This is a genomic window from Pseudomonas aegrilactucae, from assembly GCF_019168305.1.
Lineage (GTDB): Bacteria > Pseudomonadota > Gammaproteobacteria > Pseudomonadales > Pseudomonadaceae > Aquipseudomonas > Aquipseudomonas aegrilactucae.
Genome location: NZ_JAHTBI010000089.1, coordinates 1 through 16,482, shown reverse-complemented (window position 1 = coordinate 16,482; position 16,482 = coordinate 1). Strand labels below are relative to the sequence as shown.

17 protein-coding genes and 1 pseudogene are annotated in these 16,482 nt (G+C 65.6%); 8 read left to right on the top strand and 10 right to left on the bottom strand.

Going from position 1 to position 16,482, the window contains the following annotated elements; genetic code table 11:
• Positions 1–152: 152 nt before the first annotated feature.
• Positions 153–1,092 (bottom strand): annotated as a pseudogene (locus KUO17_RS22165) (iron-sulfur-binding ferredoxin reductase).
• 270 nt (positions 1,093–1,362) lie between these two features.
• On the opposite strand from KUO17_RS22165, the gene KUO17_RS22160 reads away from it, so the two are divergent.
• Positions 1,363–2,886, top strand: coding sequence for a fumarate hydratase (locus tag KUO17_RS22160; protein WP_217977710.1), 1,524 nt, complete (start codon positions 1,363–1,365; stop codon positions 2,884–2,886).
• A gap of 98 nt (positions 2,887–2,984) precedes the next feature.
• On the opposite strand, the gene KUO17_RS22155 is transcribed toward KUO17_RS22160, so the two are convergent.
• From KUO17_RS22155 to KUO17_RS22135, 5 genes are all read right to left on the bottom strand, one after another.
• Positions 2,985–4,142 (bottom strand): phospholipase D-like domain-containing protein, encoded by a 1,158-nt coding sequence (locus tag KUO17_RS22155; RefSeq protein ID WP_217977708.1) that lies wholly within the window; start codon positions 4,140–4,142, stop codon positions 2,985–2,987.
• A gap of 1 nt (position 4,143) precedes the next feature.
• Positions 4,144–4,725, bottom strand: coding sequence for a YceI family protein (locus tag KUO17_RS22150; RefSeq protein ID WP_217977707.1), 582 nt, complete (start codon positions 4,723–4,725; stop codon positions 4,144–4,146).
• Between the two features lie 46 nt (positions 4,726–4,771).
• A complete protein-coding gene (locus KUO17_RS22145; protein ID WP_217977706.1) occupies positions 4,772–5,068 on the bottom strand; it encodes an amidase in 297 nt (98 codons plus the stop codon).
• Positions 5,065–6,081: a serine hydrolase domain-containing protein gene (locus KUO17_RS22140; RefSeq protein WP_279648836.1), complete on the bottom strand. Its 1,017-nt coding sequence runs from the start codon at positions 6,079–6,081 to the stop codon at positions 5,065–5,067. Before KUO17_RS22140 ends, KUO17_RS22145 begins: the two co-directional genes overlap by 4 nt.
• A 91-nt stretch (positions 6,082–6,172) precedes the next feature.
• On the bottom strand, positions 6,173–7,066 hold the full coding sequence (locus KUO17_RS22135) for an acyl-CoA dehydrogenase middle domain-containing protein (protein WP_217977703.1): 894 nt from the start codon (positions 7,064–7,066) through the stop codon (positions 6,173–6,175).
• 133 nt (positions 7,067–7,199) lie between these two features.
• On the opposite strand from KUO17_RS22135, the gene olsB reads away from it, so the two are divergent.
• Both olsB and KUO17_RS22125 read left to right on the top strand, forming a co-directional pair.
• Positions 7,200–7,955 carry an L-ornithine N(alpha)-acyltransferase gene (gene olsB, locus KUO17_RS22130; RefSeq protein ID WP_217977702.1) on the top strand — a complete coding sequence of 252 codons (756 nt, stop codon included), beginning with the start codon at positions 7,200–7,202 and terminating at the stop codon, positions 7,953–7,955.
• Positions 7,955–8,740, top strand: coding sequence for a lysophospholipid acyltransferase family protein (locus tag KUO17_RS22125; protein ID WP_217977701.1), 786 nt, complete (start codon positions 7,955–7,957; stop codon positions 8,738–8,740). The genes olsB and KUO17_RS22125 overlap by 1 nt, the downstream gene beginning before the upstream one ends.
• Here the strand turns inward: KUO17_RS22125 and KUO17_RS22120 are convergent.
• Positions 8,716–9,306, bottom strand: a complete 591-nt coding sequence (locus tag KUO17_RS22120) for an acyl carrier protein phosphodiesterase (RefSeq protein ID WP_217977700.1) — start codon at positions 9,304–9,306, stop codon at positions 8,716–8,718. The genes KUO17_RS22125 and KUO17_RS22120 overlap by 25 nt on opposite strands.
• Positions 9,307–9,460: 154 nt before the next feature.
• On the opposite strand from KUO17_RS22120, the gene KUO17_RS22115 reads away from it, so the two are divergent.
• From KUO17_RS22115 to KUO17_RS22105, 3 genes are read left to right on the top strand one after another with little or no spacing between them, the layout of a single operon-like run.
• The gene (locus tag KUO17_RS22115) at positions 9,461–9,763 is read left to right on the top strand and encodes an ArsR/SmtB family transcription factor (protein WP_217977699.1); all 303 of its coding nucleotides are present in this window, start codon (positions 9,461–9,463) and stop codon (positions 9,761–9,763) included.
• 14 nt (positions 9,764–9,777) lie between these two features.
• On the top strand, positions 9,778–10,947 hold the full coding sequence (locus KUO17_RS22110; RefSeq protein ID WP_217977698.1) for an MFS transporter: 1,170 nt from the start codon (positions 9,778–9,780) through the stop codon (positions 10,945–10,947).
• 20 nt (positions 10,948–10,967) lie between these two features.
• Positions 10,968–12,017: an alkene reductase gene (locus KUO17_RS22105; protein WP_217977694.1), complete on the top strand. Its 1,050-nt coding sequence runs from the start codon at positions 10,968–10,970 to the stop codon at positions 12,015–12,017.
• 113 nt (positions 12,018–12,130) lie between these two features.
• Here the strand turns inward: KUO17_RS22105 and KUO17_RS22100 are convergent, their stop codons facing one another.
• Genes KUO17_RS22100 through KUO17_RS22090 form a run of 3 tightly spaced genes read right to left on the bottom strand, consistent with a single transcriptional unit; the run spans position 12,131 to position 14,938 of the window.
• Complete coding sequence (locus KUO17_RS22100; protein ID WP_217977693.1) at positions 12,131–12,961, bottom strand: ATPase; 831 nt, start codon at positions 12,959–12,961, stop codon at positions 12,131–12,133.
• Positions 12,962–13,000: 39 nt separating this feature from the next.
• Positions 13,001–13,996, bottom strand: a complete 996-nt coding sequence (locus KUO17_RS22095; RefSeq protein ID WP_217977692.1) for an NAD-dependent epimerase/dehydratase family protein — start codon at positions 13,994–13,996, stop codon at positions 13,001–13,003.
• A gap of 12 nt (positions 13,997–14,008) precedes the next feature.
• Positions 14,009–14,938 carry a LysR family transcriptional regulator ArgP gene (locus KUO17_RS22090; RefSeq protein WP_217977691.1) on the bottom strand — a complete coding sequence of 310 codons (930 nt, stop codon included), beginning with the start codon at positions 14,936–14,938 and terminating at the stop codon, positions 14,009–14,011.
• A gap of 121 nt (positions 14,939–15,059) precedes the next feature.
• Here KUO17_RS22090 and KUO17_RS22085 point away from each other — a divergent pair, with 121 nt between their 5' ends.
• Positions 15,060–15,659, top strand: a complete 600-nt coding sequence (locus tag KUO17_RS22085) for a LysE/ArgO family amino acid transporter (RefSeq protein WP_217977690.1) — start codon at positions 15,060–15,062, stop codon at positions 15,657–15,659.
• A gap of 186 nt (positions 15,660–15,845) precedes the next feature.
• Complete coding sequence (locus KUO17_RS22080) at positions 15,846–16,442, top strand: superoxide dismutase (RefSeq protein ID WP_217977689.1); 597 nt, start codon at positions 15,846–15,848, stop codon at positions 16,440–16,442.
• Positions 16,443–16,482: the final 40 nt, after the last annotated feature.

Genomic DNA, 16,482 nt, shown 5'->3' with positions numbered 1-16,482 from the left:
CGGCTAACGCCGAAGGGGCTACGCCCTGCCCCCTACACGACGCCTACGTTCGGCCTCCTGGGGGACGGAAAATCAAGATCAAGATCAAGATCACGAGCAACAGCAACAGCAACAGCAACAGCAACAGCAACAGCAACAGCAACAGCAACAGCTCAGGCGTGGCCGGTAAACACATCCGCGAACAGCTGGTTACGCGGCAAACCCGCCAGAAACATCCGTCGAGCAAACTGCTCCACACTGGCCGCCGAACCACAGGCCAGCGCAATCGTCTGCCGCGACGGCAGACGCAACGCGGCCAACGCCTGCGGCAACTCGGTCGGCGTCACCAGCTCCACCTGCAACTGCGGGCACCGCCTCGCAAGCTCGGCCAATGACCCAGCCAGGTAATGCCCGGCAACGTCATGCGCCAGGTGCACCACCCTGATTGCACCCTGATGCTCCTGGCGCACAGCTTCACGCAAAATCCCCCACAACGGCGCCAGCCCCGTACCGGCAGCCAGCAGCCACAGCGAACGAGCCTGCCAGTCGGGATCGTAATGCAGCGCACCACCCCGCAACTCCCCCAGGCGCAACAGGTCACCCACCTGCAACGCCCGCGCCGCAGCGCAAAAAGCCCCCCGCATGCCGGCAATCCAGGTGAAATTCAAGCCACGCGTCCTCACCCGGCACACTGGCCAACGAGTACGGCCGGGCGACGCCCTGCGCGCTCCACAGCACCAGGTGCTGCCCAGCCTGATAACGCAGCACCCGCTCGGGCTGCACGCGCAGGCGCAACACATCCAAGGCCAGCCAGTCCAACGCCACCACCCGCGCCGGCGTACCATCGCGCAGCGGGTCGAATACCGCCACCTGCAGGTCTTGCTCAACCCGGCATTGACACGCCAGCCGCCAGCCCTGGGCACGCTGATCCTCGCTCAAGGCCCCGGGGCTGGCATCAGTGGGGGTGCCGCCCAGGCAACGCACCAGGCACGCATGGCAACTGCCGGCACGACAGCTGTACGGTACCGTCACACCGGCCTCATTGAGGGCATCGAGCAAATTGCTGCCGGCAGCCACCGGCCAGCAACGCTCCCCCACGCAAATCTCCGGCATCGACTACCTCCCACGTCGAACGGTCATAGTGGCAGCCGCCACTGTAGGGCGTGCCCGGACCAATTGCCACGCAAAAACGGTGCCCGCGACCAACCGACCTGGGTGGGCACCACTGGCGCGTGTACCGCGCAGCGATGCGCGCTATACTGCCGCGCCTTTTTTGCGTCGGCCACTGCGTGTCGGCGCGCCTTGAAAGGTGCGGCGACGCCTCGGCCCGTGAGCGTCGCCCTGCCTTAATGAATGTTCCCGTCTTTAAGAGGAGCGCGCTGCATGACCGTGATCAAGCAAGACGACCTGATTCAGAGCGTTGCCGACGCCCTGCAGTTCATTTCGTACTACCACCCCGTTGATTTCATCCAGGCCATGCATGAGGCCTACCTGCGTGAAGAGTCGCCGGCTGCACGCGACTCCATCGCCCAGATCCTGATCAACTCGCGCATGTGCGCCACCGGCCACCGGCCGATCTGCCAGGACACCGGTATCGTCACCGTGTTCGTGCGTGTTGGTATGGACGTGCGCTGGGATGGCGCAACCATGGGCCTGGACGACATGATCAACGAAGGCGTACGCCGCGCCTACAACCTGCCGGACAACGTCCTGCGCGCATCGATCCTGGCCGACCCGGCAGGCGCACGCAAGAACACCAAGGACAATACCCCGGCGGTCATCCACTACTCCATCGTCCCAGGCAACACCGTGGAAGTGGATGTGGCGGCCAAGGGCGGCGGCTCCGAGAACAAGTCGAAGATGGCCATGCTCAACCCGTCCGACTCGATCGTCGACTGGGTACTCAAGACCGTGCCAACCATGGGCGCCGGCTGGTGCCCGCCAGGCATGCTGGGCATCGGCATCGGCGGCACCGCCGAGAAAGCCGCGGTGATGGCCAAGGAAGTGTTGATGGAATCCATCGACATCCACGAGCTCAAGGCCCGTGGCCCGCAGAATCGCATCGAAGAGATGCGCCTGGAGCTGTTCGACAAGGTCAACCAGCTGGGTATCGGTGCCCAGGGCCTGGGCGGCCTGACCACTGTGCTCGACGTCAAGATCATGGACTACCCGACCCACGCCGCATCGTTGCCGGTGTGCATGATCCCCAACTGCGCCGCCACCCGTCACGCGCACTTCGTGCTCGACGGTTCGGGCCCTGCGCAGCTGGAAGCACCGTCGCTGGACGCCTACCCGGAAATCGTCTGGGAAGCCGGCCCGTCGGCCCGCCGTGTCGACCTCGACACCCTGACCCCGGAAGACGTGCAGAGCTGGAAGCCGGGCGAGACCATCCTGCTCAACGGCAAGATGCTGACCGGTCGCGACGCGGCGCACAAGCGCATGGTCGAGATGCTCAACCGTGGCGAAGAGCTGCCGGTGGACCTCAAGGGTCGCTTCATCTACTACGTCGGCCCGGTTGATCCGGTGCGCGAAGAAGTGGTTGGCCCGGCAGGCCCGACCACCGCGACGCGGATGGACAAGTTCACCCGTCAGATCCTCGAGCAGACCGGCCTGCTGGGCATGATCGGCAAGTCCGAGCGTGGCCCGACCGCGATCGAGGCGATCAAGGACAACAAGGCCGTGTACCTGATGGCCGTGGGTGGCGCTGCCTACCTGGTGGCCCAGGCGATCAAGAAGTCCAAGGTGCTGGCGTTTGCCGAACTGGGGATGGAAGCGATCTACGAGTTCGACGTCAAAGACATGCCGGTGACCGTTGCGGTCGACAGCAATGGCGAATCGGTGCACATCACCGGGCCTGCGCTGTGGCAGAGCAAGATTGCTCAGAGCCTGGCGGTGGAAGTGAAATAGGCTTGAGCTACAAGCGCCAAGCCTGAAGCGGCAAGGGAGTGATCCCTTGCCGCTTTTTTGTTGCCTGTACCGGCCCCACCTCGTTCCTGCGCCGGCGCTCAGTTGCGCCGGTCCAGCAGGTTCACTACCACCCGGTCCAGCCACCCCCAGATACGCTGCTGCACGCGCCGCCACAAGGGCCGTGCGTGCCAGTCGTCGAGGTCGATCTGGCGGCTCTGGGCAAAGTCACGCTCGAAACTTGCCACCACGTCGGCCGTCAGCCCCGGGTCGATGGCTTCGACATTGGCCTCCAGATTGAAGCGCAGGTTCCAGTGGTCGAAGTTGCACGAACCAATGCTCACCCAGTCGTCCACCACCACCATCTTCAGGTGCAGGAAACACGGCTGGTACTCGAAGATCTTCACCCCGGCGCGCAACAGCCGCGGGTAATAGCGATGGCCGGCATAGCGCACCGAAGGATGATCGGTGCGCGGCCCGGTCAGCAGCAGGCGCACGTCGATACCCTGCGCCGCCGCCCGGCGCAGCGCACGGCGAACTTTCCAGGTGGGCAGGAAATACGGCGTGGCCAGCCAGATGCGCCGCTTGCTGCTGATCAGGGCACGTACCAGCGATTGCAGGATGTCGCGGTGCTGGCGGGCATCGGCGTAGGCCACCCGGCCGAGCCCCGGCCCACTGACCGGCACCCGCGGCAGGTGGGCCAGACCGAAATGGGTCGGCGGGCGCCAGGCAACACGGTGCAGGTTGGAGCGCCACTGGCGGTCGAACAGCATCTGCCAGTCGGCCACCAGCGGGCCCTGCATCTGCACCATCACCTCGTGCCATTCGCTGACGTCTTCGCCCGGCGTCCAGAACTGGTCGGTGACCCCGGTGCCACCCACCACCGCCCACGCCTGATCGACCAGCAGCAATTTGCGGTGGTCGCGGTACAGGTTGCGCAGCCCGCGGCGCCAGCGCAGGCGGTTGTACCAGCGCAGTTCCACCCCGGCCGCCTGCAGGCGCTGGCGCAGGCTCAAGGTAAAGGCCAGCGAACCGTAATCGTCGAACAGGCAGCGCACCTGCACGCCACGCTCGGCCGCCTGCACCAGTGCCTGCACCAGCGCCTCGGCACAGGCACCGGCCTCGACCAGGTACAACTCAAGGTCGACCTGATGCTCGGCACGCACGATCGCCAGCAGCATGCGTGGGAAGAACGCCGGGCCGTCGATCAGCAGTTCGAATTGATTGCCGGCACGCCAGGGGAACACCGGCCCGGCCATGTCAGCGCGCCGTGAAGATCAGTACCGCACCCACCGGCACCGACAGATTGATCGACTTCAGCCCCGCCAGTTTCTGCAGCATGTTCAAGCCGGGCACCAGGTCGAAATGGTCGGCGCTCAGCACCAACGGTTCGAGCGTCACCACCTGGAAGCGCCGTTCGTCCAGCCGGGTTGCCAGCAATTGTGCGTTATAGCTGTGCTTCTTGCCGTGCAGGCTGACGACGACCGGCAAGCGCAGCTCGACCTGGGCACCATTGGCCAGGTCATTGATCGGACGCAGGTCGATCTGCGCCTGGATGGTGGCGTCAGGGAATTTGACAACCTCGAACAGCTCGTTGCGCATGCGTTCGTCACGCAGCGGGATACCGGTATTGACCGAGTCCATCTCGATCTGCAGCTCGGCCGCGCCCTTGCGATCGACCTTGCCATGCAGCACCAGGAAGCGGTGCACTTCAGACACATTGCCGTTCTTGCTGGTGATGAACGACAGGCGCGACGACTCGCCGTCCAGGTGCCAGTTGGCCTGGGCAGGCAGGCTCGCCAGGGCCAGCAGGGCGAGAAGAATACGGGGCAGACTGAACATGCAGAATCCTGAACGGGGTAAAGCCGCCAACCTTACCCGCCTGCCTTCATGGCAGCAAGCGACAGCCTGTACGCGGGCCCAGCCACACGGCGACATGGCTGCGCCCCAGCCCCTGGGCACTGACCCGGCGTGACGCCGGGTCGTCCTGCAGCCCGGACAACGGCAGGTATTGCGTCACATAGGCGCGGCAGTACTCGCCATCGAACCCCATCACGTAGCGACACGAGCAGTACTCCTTGGCCGAGTAGGCACTGAGGATCGCCGGGAACGCACCCAGCGCGGCGCGCTCATGCCAGGCCCACCCCCCTGCCAGCACAAGCAGCACCAGCAACACGCGCTTCATGGCGCGGCCCCGGCGACGGCTGCCAGCACCCGCTTGAGCAACTCGTTGTGCTGATAGCTGCCATCGCGGTCATCGCCATAGCGCACAATCACCAGCCGTTGCGTGGGCAGCACGTACAGGGCCTGCCCCCAGTGGCCGAGGGCTGCGAAGGTGTCGGCCGGCGCATCGGGCCAGGGCCGCACGCCTCCCGCCACGGGCCGATTGAGCCACCAGTGCCCTCCAGGTGTGGCCTCGCCAGGTTGCGCATCTGCCTGGGTGAACGCCCTGCGATTGAACGCCACCCACGCTGCCGGCAGCAGTTGTCGCCCCTGCCAGCGGCCATCGTCCAGCATCAACTGGCCGATGCGCGCCAGGTCGCGGGCGGTCAGGTACAGGTAGGAGGAGCCGACAAAGGTGCCCGCGCCATCCTGCTCCCACACCGCACGTTCGATACCCAGCGGCGCGAACAGGGCGTGCCAGGGATAGGCTGCATACCCCGGCGCCTCCAGCATGCCCTTGAGCGCCGCCGCCAGCACATTGCTGTCGCCGCTGGAGTAGACAAAGCGCTCACCGGGCGCAGCCACAGCGGGCTGTGCGGCGGTGAAGGCCGCCATGTCGGTGTGCCCGCCGGTGTACAGCATCGCCACCACCGACGACTTCAGCGGGGCGTATTCGTAGTCTTCCTGCCATTGCAGCCCACTGGCCCAGTGCAGCAGGTCGCGCATGCGCACCTGCGGGTGAGCCTGCATGGGCGGATAGAACCTGGCGACCGGATCGTCGAGGGCGAAGCGCCCCTCACCGAAGGCCACCCCCAGCAGCGTGGCCAGCACGCTCTTGCTGATCGACCAGGTCAGGTGCGCGGTGCTCACGGTGGTGGGCGGCGCGTAGCGTTCATACACGATGCGCCCGTCGCGCATCACCAGCAGTGCGTCGGTGCGCACCCCGGCGCGGGTCTGCTCGTTGCGCGGCGCAAAGGCATAGGCCTGCACCGGCTCCAGCGCCGTCGGCGTGGCCTCTGCCGCCGTGGCCAGCATCGCCCAGCCACTGACCAGCACACCCAGCAACACCGCCGCCTTGCCCATGCCCGCTACCCGTGGCTGTGAATCTGCCCAGCCTGGCAGCGCTTCATGACAATCCGGCGTTGGCCCAGGCCTTGGCCAGGCGCTTGGCCCGAGCACCACTGGCGATCTGCAGGATGCCCTGGTCGCGTTGCCACAGTTCGGCATACGGGCCGCAGGTATCCGCCAGTGCCCGGGCGAGTTCATCACCCAATTGCGAGAACTGCGCGAACAGGCCACCCAGCAGCAAATGGAAAGCCTGCGCATCAGCACACTGGCGGCTGCCCTCGGCACAGCCTGCCAGCAGACCGATCAGGCGCAACTGCACCCCCTGCGGCCAGCCATTGGCACGGCCGACCCCATACAGCCAGGCCACCACGGCACTCAACACATACAGGTCTTCCAACGCGCGGAACGGTTTGACATAGGCATCCCAGCCATCCCCGGCCAGGCGCTCGCACAAGGCCTGATCCAGCTGCAACCGCGCATGTCCGACGTCGGGCATCAACGCCAGGGCAGGCAGCGGCGTGAGCTGCACGCCAGGCTCGCCCGGATACACCACGGTCAGGCTCACCTGCGGCGCCTCGCCCACCGCCTCGCAGCGTGCCGCCACCAGCAGCCAGTCGGCCTCCAGGCCCGCGGTGACGAAGTCCTTGCTGCCACTCAGGCGCAACGCCTCCACCTCCAGGCGCATGCCCATGTCGGCCGGGCGCACGCTGTGCCCCTCGCTGGCGCACAGTGCGCCCAGGCCCGCCGGAGCACTGGGCCACAGGACGCGCAAGGCAGCCTGGTAGCCCACCAGAAAAGCCAGCCCCGGGCTAGGCAGCGCCTGCCCGCCAAGCACTGCCAGCTCGAACGGGGTGACGCTGCCCAGGTGCTGCAACAGGCTGGCATAGGTGTCGCCCAGGCTGCCCTGCAATGGCTGGGTGATGGGGTCGTTGAGTCGTTGCAGCCAAGTCATCGGAGCGCTCCTCGGGGGCTGTCATACAAGCATCACCAAAGCTTCATGGGGGTGACACCGCGTCTACCTAGGCTGAGCTTGCACAACAAAGTCGACCGGCCGCAACCCCATGGCTGGCTTATGGAGACTCGCAATGACCCGGACCGCATGCTCTGGCGACACCCGTACCGAACGCCGTCTGCACGCCGAACGACTGGTCGGCTCCGCCGCCCTGCACGAAGCCCAGGCGTTGCGTTACAACGTGTTCAGCGCTGAATTCAAGGCCAAGCTCAAAGGCGCCGAACACGGCCTGGACATGGACGACTACGACATCCATTGCCAGCATATCGGCGTACGTGACCTGACTACGGGTCGCCTGGTCGCCACCACCCGCCTGCTCGACCACCAGGCCGCCAGCAGCCTGGGGCGCTTCTACAGCGAAGAGGAATTCAGCCTGCATGGCCTTGGCCACCTGCAAGGCCCGATCCTGGAACTGGGGCGCACCTGCGTCGACCCGGCCTACCGCAACGGCGGCACCATCGCGGTGCTGTGGGGCGAGCTTGCCGAAGTGCTCAACGAAGGCCGCTACAGCTACCTGATGGGCTGCGCCAGCATTCCCATGCAGGACGGCGGTGTGCAGGCCCACGCGATCATGCAGCGCCTGCGTGAACGCTACCTGTGCACCGAGCACCTGCGCGCCGAACCGAGGAAGCCGCTGCCCAGCCTGGCGCTGGCGAACAACGTCATCGCCGAGCTGCCGCCGCTGCTCAAGGCCTACATGCGCCTGGGCGCGAAGATCTGCGGCGAGCCGTGCTGGGACGAAGACTTCCAGGTCGCTGACGTGTTCATCCTGCTCAAGCGCGACGAGCTGTGCCCGCGCTACGCCCGCCACTTCAAGGCGGCGGTGTGATGCAGCGTCTGCGCGTCTGCGCGCGCATTGTGCGGGTATTGCTGGTGGTGGCCTACGGGCTGGGCATGGCCACCCTGTTCAGCCTGTTCGAACGCCTGCACCTGCACACCCCCACCGACCGGCGCCAGCGCTGGTCGCAACGGTTCATGGCACGCCTGGGCAACGCCCTGCCCTTCAACGTCCGCGTGATCGGTGCACGCCCACAGCAGCCGATGCTGTGGGTCAGCAACCATGTGTCGTGGACCGACATCCCGTTGCTGGGCATGCTCACCCCGCTGTCGTTCCTGTCCAAGGCCGAAGTGCGCCACTGGCCGGTGGCCGGCTGGCTTGCACTCAAGGCCGGCACACTGTTCATCCGCCGTGGCGGTGGCGACAGCCAACTGCTGCGCACGCAGATCAGCCAGCACTTGCAACAGGCCTGCCCGGTGCTGATCTTCCCTGAAGGCACCACCACCGACGGCCATAGCCTGCGCACCTTCCACGGGCGTCTGCTGGCCAGCGCGATCGACACCGGCACGCCGTTGCAACCGGTGGCGGTGCGCTACCTGCGTGATGGCAAGCTCAATCCGATTGCACCGTTCGTCGGCGACGATGACCTGCTGTCGCACCTGATGCGCCTGTTAGCCAGCGACTGCAGCGAGGTCGAGATCCACTTGCTCGAACCCATTCCCAGTGCAGGCCAGGAGCGCGCAGCACTGGCGGTCAAGGCCCAGTTGGCGATCCATGCCACCCTGTTCGGCGCCGAACCGGTGAGCCTGCCTCAGCGGCGCGCCAAGGCCGCCTGAGCCTGCAGCGCAAACGCCTGCAGTTCGGGATAGAAGTGCTGGAAATCCTCCATCAGCGGCCCATACAGCGCCTCGACTTCGCCCATCGCCCCGGCCATGCCTTCGGGGCGTGACAGGCGCCGGGCGATACCCTTGAACACCTGTTCGAGCACCTCGAACTCACGGTACGACCCCAACCAGTCGTGCGCCGCCATGTGCGGCGCGATCTGCGCCAGGCGCCCGGGCAGGTCGGGCTGCGCGGCCAGCACCTGGTACACCCGCCCGGTGAACTGGTGCAGGGGCTGCTCGGCGTAGTCCTGCCAATGCAGCGCCAGGCAGTGGTCGAAAAACACATCCAGGATGATCCCGGCATAGCGCCGCCGCTCACGCGGGAAACGTGCCAGCGCGGCCAGCACCAGCGGGTGGCTGTCGGTGTACACATCGATCTGCCGGTGCAGACGGATCGCGGCTTCCAGAGGCAGCGAAAAGCGCCCCTCCAGCGGCCCTTTGACGAAATCGCCATACAGGCTGCCAAGCAGTTGTTCGGGCAGTTGTCCGCCCAGGTGAAGGTGTGCGAGATAGTTCATAGGCGGCAGTCTAGCACCGGGCAGACGAATATCGTTATAACCCGATATAGCGATTTACGCAGTGCCTAGAACCTCTTCATATTTGTATATCGCGAAATGGCGATTTATATTTCGCCCCATCGCGATATAGCGTTACACCACCACGAGCCCACCCATGCCTCTTGATCTCGACGAAATAATAAAAGCCCTGGCCCACCCAGTACGGCGAGAAATCCTCAACTGGTTGAAAGACCCGCACGCCAGCTTCCCCGACCAGCATCACAGCACCGAGAACGGGGTGTGTGCCGGGCAGATCGACCAGCGCTGCGGCCTGTCGCAGTCCACTGTCTCTGCCCACCTGGCCACCTTGCAGCGCGCGGGGCTGATCAGCAGCCAGAAGATCGGCCAGTGGCACTTCTTCAAACGCAACGAGCAGACCATCCAGGCCTTCCTCGAGCAGATGAGCCAAGCGCTCTGACAAAGGACCTTGCAATGCCCCTTTCCCTCTTGATACTGGCGCTCAGCGCCTTTGCCATCGGCACCACCGAGTTCGTCATCATGGGCCTGCTGCCAGAAGTGGCAATGGACCTTGGTGTGTCGATCCCCGGTGCCGGCTGGCTGGTGACCGGCTACGCGCTGGGCGTGGCCATCGGCGCGCCGTTCATGGCGCTGGCCACTGCGCGCCTGCCACGCAAGGCCGCGCTGGTGGCGTTGATGGGGGTGTTCATCGTCGGCAACCTGCTGTGCGCCCTGGCCAGTGACTACAACGTGCTGATGTTCGCCCGGGTCGTCACCGCACTGTGCCACGGCGCCTTCTTCGGCATCGGCTCGGTGGTGGCGGCCAACCTGGTACCGGCCAACCGCCGCGCCTCGGCCGTGGCCCTGATGTTCACCGGCCTGACCCTGGCCAACGTGCTGGGCGTGCCGCTGGGCACCGCGCTGGGCCAGGTGTACGGCTGGCGCTCGACGTTCTGGGCAGTGACCGTGATCGGTGTGGTCGCCTTGATCGGCCTGATTCGCTACCTGCCGGTCAAGCGCGACGAAGAAAAACTCGACCTGCGTGCCGAGCTTGCCGCACTCAAGGGCGCCGGGATCTGGCTGTCGCTGTCGATGACCGTGCTGTTCTCGGCCTCCATGTTCGCCCTGTTCACCTACGTCGCGCCGCTGCTGGGCGACGTCACCGGGGTATCGCCACGCGGCGTGACCTGGACCCTGCTGCTGATCGGTGTGGGCCTGACCCTGGGCAACATCCTCGGCGGCAAGCTGGCCGACCGTCGCCTGGGCGCAACCCTGGTGGGCGTGTTCGCCGCCATGGCGATCATCTGCACCGCCCTGAGCTGGACCAGCAGTGCGCTGATCCCGACCGAGATCACACTGTTCCTCTGGGCCACCGCCGCGTTCGCAGCCGTGCCGGCCCTGCAGGTCAACGTGGTGAGCGTCGGCAAGGCTGCGCCCAACCTGGTGTCGACCCTCAACATCGGTGCCTTCAACCTGGGCAATGCGCTGGGCGCCTGGGTCGGCGGCAGCGTGATCGACCACGGCCTGGGCCTGACCCGCGTGCCCCTGGCAGCGGCGGCGCTGGCCGTGCTGGCGCTGATCGTCACCCTTGTCACCTTCAGCCAGGGCGGCGGCAAAGCCGAACTGGCGCCTGCCCCCCATTGATTGCCACGAGGTTCACGCACATGACGACGCTTTTCGATCCGATCACCCTGGGCGACCTCACGCTGCCCAACCGCATCATCATGGCCCCGCTGACCCGTTGCCGGGCCGATGAAGGCCGAGTACCCAACGCGCTGATGGCCGAGTACTACGTGCAACGTGCCAGCGCCGGCCTGATCCTCAGCGAGGCCACCTCGGTGACCCCGATGGGCGTCGGCTACCCCGACACGCCGGGCATCTGGTCCAACGACCAGGTACGTGGCTGGACCAACGTGACCCGGGCGGTACACGGCGCGGGCGGGCGCATCTTCCTGCAACTGTGGCACGTGGGGCGCATTTCCCACCCCATGTACCTCAATGGCGAGGCCCCGGTGGCGCCGAGTGCCATCCAACCCAAGGGGCATGTGAACCTGGTGCGCCCGATCACCGGTTTCGACACCCCGCGTGCACTGGAAACCGCCGAAATCGCCGACATCGTCGACGCCTACCGTACCGGTGCCGAGAACGCCAAGGCAGCCGGGTTCGATGGGGTCGAGGTGCACGCGGCCAACGGCTACCTGCTCGACCAGTTCCTGCAGAGCAGCACCAACCAGCGCAGCGACCTGTATGGCGGCTCGCTGGAAAACCGTGCGCGCCTGCTGCTGGAAGTCACCGATGCGGTGATCGAGGTGTGGGGCGCACAGCGCGTGGGCGTGCATCTGTCGCCACGGGCCGACCTGCATGACATGGGCGATGCCGACCTCACCGAGACGTTCACCTATGTGGCGCGCGAGTTGGGCAAGCGCGGTATCGCGTTCATCTGCTCACGCGAAAAGCAGGCGGGCGACAGCATCGGACCGTTGATCAAGGCAGCGTTTGGCGGGCCTTACATCGTCAATGAGCGTTTTGACAAGGCCAGCTCGAATGCGGCGCTTGCCGATGGCACGGCCGATGCGGTGGCATTTGGCGTACCGTTCATTGCCAACCCGGACCTGCCGGCGCGCCTGAGGGCAGATGCACCGTTGAACGAACCTCGGCCAGAGACCTTCTATGCCAAGGGACCGGTGGGGTATATCGACTATCCCGTGATGTAACTCGGGCCCCTTCGCTGGCAAGCCAGCTCCCACAGGAAAAGTGCCAATCTGCAAGGCACTGATATCCCTGTGGGAGCTGGCTTGCCAGCGAAGGGCTGCACAGCAGCCCAATCTCAGGGCTTGGCGTTGATCTGCTGCTGCAGGTTCTGCACCTGGCTCTGTAAGGTACTGATGTTGCGCGTCACCTGACCGCGAAACGCATCGAACTCCGCCGTCGACGCCCCACCCGCTGCAGCCGGTGCCGTCGCCGGGCGATTCTCCTGCTCGCTCTTGAGCACGATCAGGTCCTGTTCCAGGCGTTGAATCGCTGCGCTCGGATCACCCTGCTTCTTCAACGCGGCAAGCTCCGCCGACACCCCCTTGAGCTGCGCCTCCACCTTGCCGGTGTCTGCCTGCGCTGCTTTCACCGCGGTCAACTCGGTGGCCACAGCCTTGAGCTGCGCCTGCAACTGCGCATTGGTCGCCTGCTGCTCGCTGACCTGCGCCAGCGCCTGTTCCAGGCGCTTGCCCAGATCACCCTGCTGACCGGCTACGCCCTGCTGCTGCTTGCCCTGCTCGGCCAGGCTGGCCTGCAACTGCCTGATCTGCAGCTTCAACGCCTCGCTGCCGGTGCTGACGTTCGACTCGCTGGCCGCCACCTTGCCGCTGATGTCCTGCAGGCGCCCGGCCGCATCCTCGCTGATGCGCGCGAAGCTTTCCTGGGTAGCCACCAGTTGCTGCTCCATCAGCGAAATCTGCTGGAAGCTCCACCAGCCGAGCCCGGCCAGGGCAATGAAGGACGCCCCCACCAGCGCCCACAACGGCCCGGTGGCCGCCGGCTTGCGCTGGCCACCGCGCACGGCGGTTGCCCGCGTGCTGGTTGCTGGCTCGAAATCATCGTCACCGCGACCACCGGCCTTTAGGCTGGGTACATCATCGAAATCGTCGTGAGCATCGTTGCGCATGGATCAACCGTCGTGAGTGCAAATGAACGCCAGTATAAGTCAGTGACCGCCCTGCTGGGCCTTCCACCAACCGCAGAATTCATCCAGCGCCGACCACACGCTGACCTGTGGCCGGTAGTCGAGTTGCTGACGGGCGCGGCTGATGTCGAGGGTGAAATCCTTGTGCATCAGTTGCACCGCCAGGCGTGACAGGCTGGGCTGCGGGCGCCCCGGCCACAGCAGGCAGGCGCCTTCGTTCAACGCCCCCAGGGTGTAGGCCAGGCCGTAGCCGCGGTAGCGCGTGACCTGCGCCAGGTCCAGGCCGCGCATCACATAATTGATCACGTCCCACAGCGGCTGTGGCTGACCGTTGCTGATGTTGTAGGCCTGGCCGAGCGCCTCGTTGCCGGCCATGATTGCGCCAAGCAGGGCCTGGTTGAGGTTCTGCACGCTGGTGAAGTCGACCTTGTTCAAACCGTTGCCGACAATCGCCAGGCGCCGCTTGCGCTGCATCTGCAACAGCCGCGGGAAGAGGCTTGCATCCCCGGCACCGGTGACGAAGCGCGGGCGCAGCGCCAGCACCTCCAGGCCGAACTCCTGGGCGCCGAAGACCTTCTGTTCGGCCAGGTACTTGGTGGTCGCGTAGGCGTCATGCAGACGGCGCGGCACCTGCTCTTCGGTGATGCCCAGGCGTGAGCGCCCGTTGAAATAGATCGACGGCGAAGACAGGTGCACCAGGCGGCGCACGTGTTCCTTCAGGCAAGCCTCGACCACGTTCTCGGTGACCACCACATTGCCCTGGTGAAAATCCTGATAACGCCCCCAGTGCCCCGCGGCACCGGCGCAATGCACCACCGTGTCGATGCCCTGGCAGACGCGCCGGGCCAGCTCAGGGTCGCCCAGGTCGCCGGGGATGAACTGTGCCCCGCGGCGCACCAGGTGCTCGACGCCTTCGGCGCGCCGGCCATTGACGCGCACCTCCAGGCCCTGCTCCAGGGCAAAGCGCGCAAAGCGCCCGCCGATGAAGCCGCTCGCGCCGGTGACCAGAATTCGCATGAAGCACTCCGCCTACTCGTTGTTTCCAGATGGTGCAGACGCCGGCAAACCGGACCACGGCACCAACCAGCTACCGGCACTGCGCCGCAGATGATCGGTGAGCTGCCCCAGCAATTGCCCGCCATTGCGCCAATGATGCCAGTACAGCGGCACGTCGATGGGCTTATCCGCCAGAATTTCCACCAGGCGCCCGCTGGCCAACTGCTCGCGCACCTGCAATTCCGGCACCAGGCCCCAGCCCAGGCCCGCCTCGGTCAGGCGCAGGAAGCCTTCCGAGGACGGGCACAGGTGGTGCAGAAACCCACCATTTACGCCCAGTGACGCCAGGTAGCGGTGCTGCAGGAAATCATCCGGGCCGAACACCAGCGCCGGGGTGCGGGCCAGGCGCGCCACCTCCACGCCGTCGGGGAAGTTGCGTGCCATGAACGCCGGGCTGGCCAGTGCCCGATAGCGCATCGCCCCCAGCAGTTCGCTGCGCGCGCCGGCCACCGGGCGTTCGCTGGCGCACAGGCAGGCGGCCACTTCGCCGGCGCGCATGCGTTTCAGGCCAACCTCCTGGTCTTCTACCACCAGGTCCAGCAACACCTGCTCGCGGGCGCAGAACTCACCCACCGCGTCCGCCCACCAGGTCGCCAGGCTATCGGCATTGAGCGCCACACGCAGGCGCTCGGGCAGCCCCTCTTCGTCCAGTGCCGGCACCTGGCGCTGCAGATCACGCTCCAGCAGACGCACCTGCTGCACATGGTTGAGCAGGCGCCTGCCGATCTCGGTGGGCGTGGGCGGGTTGGCGCGCACCAGCACCGGCTGTCCGACCCGCGCTTCGAGCAGCTTGATGCGCTGCGAGATCGCCGACTGCGACAGGCCGAGCAGTTGCGCGCCACGCTCGAACCCCGCTTGTTCGATCACGGCGGCAAGGGCCGAGAGCAACTTGTAGTCGAACATCAGTTTTCCTAATGCCAGATGATGTCTATTGGTTTTTCTTATACATCCATGCCCACCACAATGGCCAGCATTCTCACTGTCTTTACGGCGGCCGAAAGGGCTGCCCTGCGGAGCGCCTCCCATGTGGCAAAGCTATCTCAACGGCCTGCTGGTCGCCTTTGGACTGATCATGGCGATCGGTACCCAGAACGCCTTCGTCCTGGCCCAGAGCCTGCGTCGCGAGCACCATCTGCCGGTGGCGGCACTGTGCGTCTTCTGTGATGCGGTGCTGGTAGCGCTGGGCGTGTTCGGGCTGGCCACGGTACTGGCGCAGAACCCCACCTTGCTGGCGGTGGCGCGCTGGGGCGGCGTGGTGTTTCTGCTCTGGTATGGCAGCAAGGCATTGCGGCGCGCCTGTTCACAGCAGAGCCTGCAACAGGGTGAGGGCCAGGGCCAGCGTTCACGCCGTGCGGTGCTGCTCAGTGCCTTGGCGGTGACCTTGCTCAACCCCCACGTCTACCTCGACACGGTCTTGCTGATCGGCTCGCTCGGGGCTCAGCAGAGCGTGCCGGGGGCCTACGTCGCGGGGGCGGCGAGTGCTTCACTGGTGTGGTTCTTCACCCTGGCGCTGGGTGCGGCCTGGCTGGCGCCGTGGCTGGCGCGGCCGAGCACCTGGCGCCTGCTGGACCTGATGGTGGCGGTGATGATGTTTGCGGTGGCAGCGCAGCTGGCGTTTGGCTGATCCGTTCGTCTGGTGCGCGCAAGGGCTCTGGAACCTCTATTCCATACACTTGTTGCGTGGTTTAGGGCGGGGCCCGGTGCTATGATCCCGAACCTGCGTCGCAAAGAGTAAAAACTCGCCGATGCATTCCGGCCGCCCGTGATCGGCCTTGCGCTCACCGCAACAGACCTGATTAGGAGAATCACCATGGCTTTTGAATTGCCGCCGCTGCCTTACGCCCACGATGCCCTGCAGCCGCACATTTCCAAGGAAACTCTGGAGTTCCACCACGACAAGCACCACAACACCTATGTCGTGAACCTGAACAACCTGGTGCCAGGCACCGAGTTCGAAGGCAAGACCCTGGAAGAGATCGTCAAGACTTCTTCGGGTGGTATCTTCAACAACGCCGCTCAGGTCTGGAACCACACTTTCTACTGGAACTGCCTGGCGCCAAACGCTGGCGGCCAGCCTACCGGTTCGTTGGCTGAGGCCATCAACGCCGCGTTCGGTTCGTTCGACACGTTCAAGGAAGAGTTCACCAAGACGTCGGTGGGCACTTTCGGTTCGGGTTGGGGCTGGCTGGTGAAAAAGGCTGACGGTTCCCTGGCGCTGGCCAGCACCATCGGTGCCGGCAACCCGCTGACCAGCGGTGACACCCCGCTGCTGACGTGCGACGTGTGGGAACACGCTTACTACATTGACTACCGTAACGTGCGTCCTAAGTATGTCGAGGCGTTCTGGAACCTGGTCAACTGGAAGTTCGTGGCTGAGCAGTTCGAAGGCAAGGCTTTCACTGCGTAAGCATCGGCTTCTGAAAAACCCGGCCCAGGCCGGGTTTTTT

Excerpts from the sequence above, each read along its gene's own strand:
- KUO17_RS22160 (WP_217977710.1), top strand. The coding sequence starts at position 1,363 with ATGACCGTGATCAAGCAAGACGACCTGATTCAGAGCGTTGCCGACGCC.
- KUO17_RS22155 (WP_217977708.1), bottom strand. The coding sequence starts at position 4,142 with ATGGCCGGGCCGGTGTTCCCCTGGCGTGCCGGCAATCAATTCGAACTG.
- KUO17_RS22150 (WP_217977707.1), bottom strand. The coding sequence starts at position 4,725 with ATGTTCAGTCTGCCCCGTATTCTTCTCGCCCTGCTGGCCCTGGCGAGC.
- KUO17_RS22145 (WP_217977706.1), bottom strand. The coding sequence starts at position 5,068 with ATGAAGCGCGTGTTGCTGGTGCTGCTTGTGCTGGCAGGGGGGTGGGCC.
- KUO17_RS22140 (WP_279648836.1), bottom strand. The coding sequence starts at position 6,081 with ATGCTGGCCACGGCGGCAGAGGCCACGCCGACGGCGCTGGAGCCGGTG.
- KUO17_RS22135 (WP_217977703.1), bottom strand. The coding sequence starts at position 7,066 with ATGACTTGGCTGCAACGACTCAACGACCCCATCACCCAGCCATTGCAG.
- olsB (WP_217977702.1), top strand. The coding sequence starts at position 7,200 with ATGACCCGGACCGCATGCTCTGGCGACACCCGTACCGAACGCCGTCTG.
- KUO17_RS22125 (WP_217977701.1), top strand. The coding sequence starts at position 7,955 with ATGCAGCGTCTGCGCGTCTGCGCGCGCATTGTGCGGGTATTGCTGGTG.
- KUO17_RS22120 (WP_217977700.1), bottom strand. The coding sequence starts at position 9,306 with ATGAACTATCTCGCACACCTTCACCTGGGCGGACAACTGCCCGAACAA.
- KUO17_RS22115 (WP_217977699.1), top strand. The coding sequence starts at position 9,461 with ATGCCTCTTGATCTCGACGAAATAATAAAAGCCCTGGCCCACCCAGTA.
- KUO17_RS22110 (WP_217977698.1), top strand. The coding sequence starts at position 9,778 with ATGCCCCTTTCCCTCTTGATACTGGCGCTCAGCGCCTTTGCCATCGGC.
- KUO17_RS22105 (WP_217977694.1), top strand. The coding sequence starts at position 10,968 with ATGACGACGCTTTTCGATCCGATCACCCTGGGCGACCTCACGCTGCCC.
- KUO17_RS22100 (WP_217977693.1), bottom strand. The coding sequence starts at position 12,961 with ATGCGCAACGATGCTCACGACGATTTCGATGATGTACCCAGCCTAAAG.
- KUO17_RS22095 (WP_217977692.1), bottom strand. The coding sequence starts at position 13,996 with ATGCGAATTCTGGTCACCGGCGCGAGCGGCTTCATCGGCGGGCGCTTT.
- KUO17_RS22090 (WP_217977691.1), bottom strand. The coding sequence starts at position 14,938 with ATGTTCGACTACAAGTTGCTCTCGGCCCTTGCCGCCGTGATCGAACAA.
- KUO17_RS22085 (WP_217977690.1), top strand. The coding sequence starts at position 15,060 with ATGTGGCAAAGCTATCTCAACGGCCTGCTGGTCGCCTTTGGACTGATC.
- KUO17_RS22080 (WP_217977689.1), top strand. The coding sequence starts at position 15,846 with ATGGCTTTTGAATTGCCGCCGCTGCCTTACGCCCACGATGCCCTGCAG.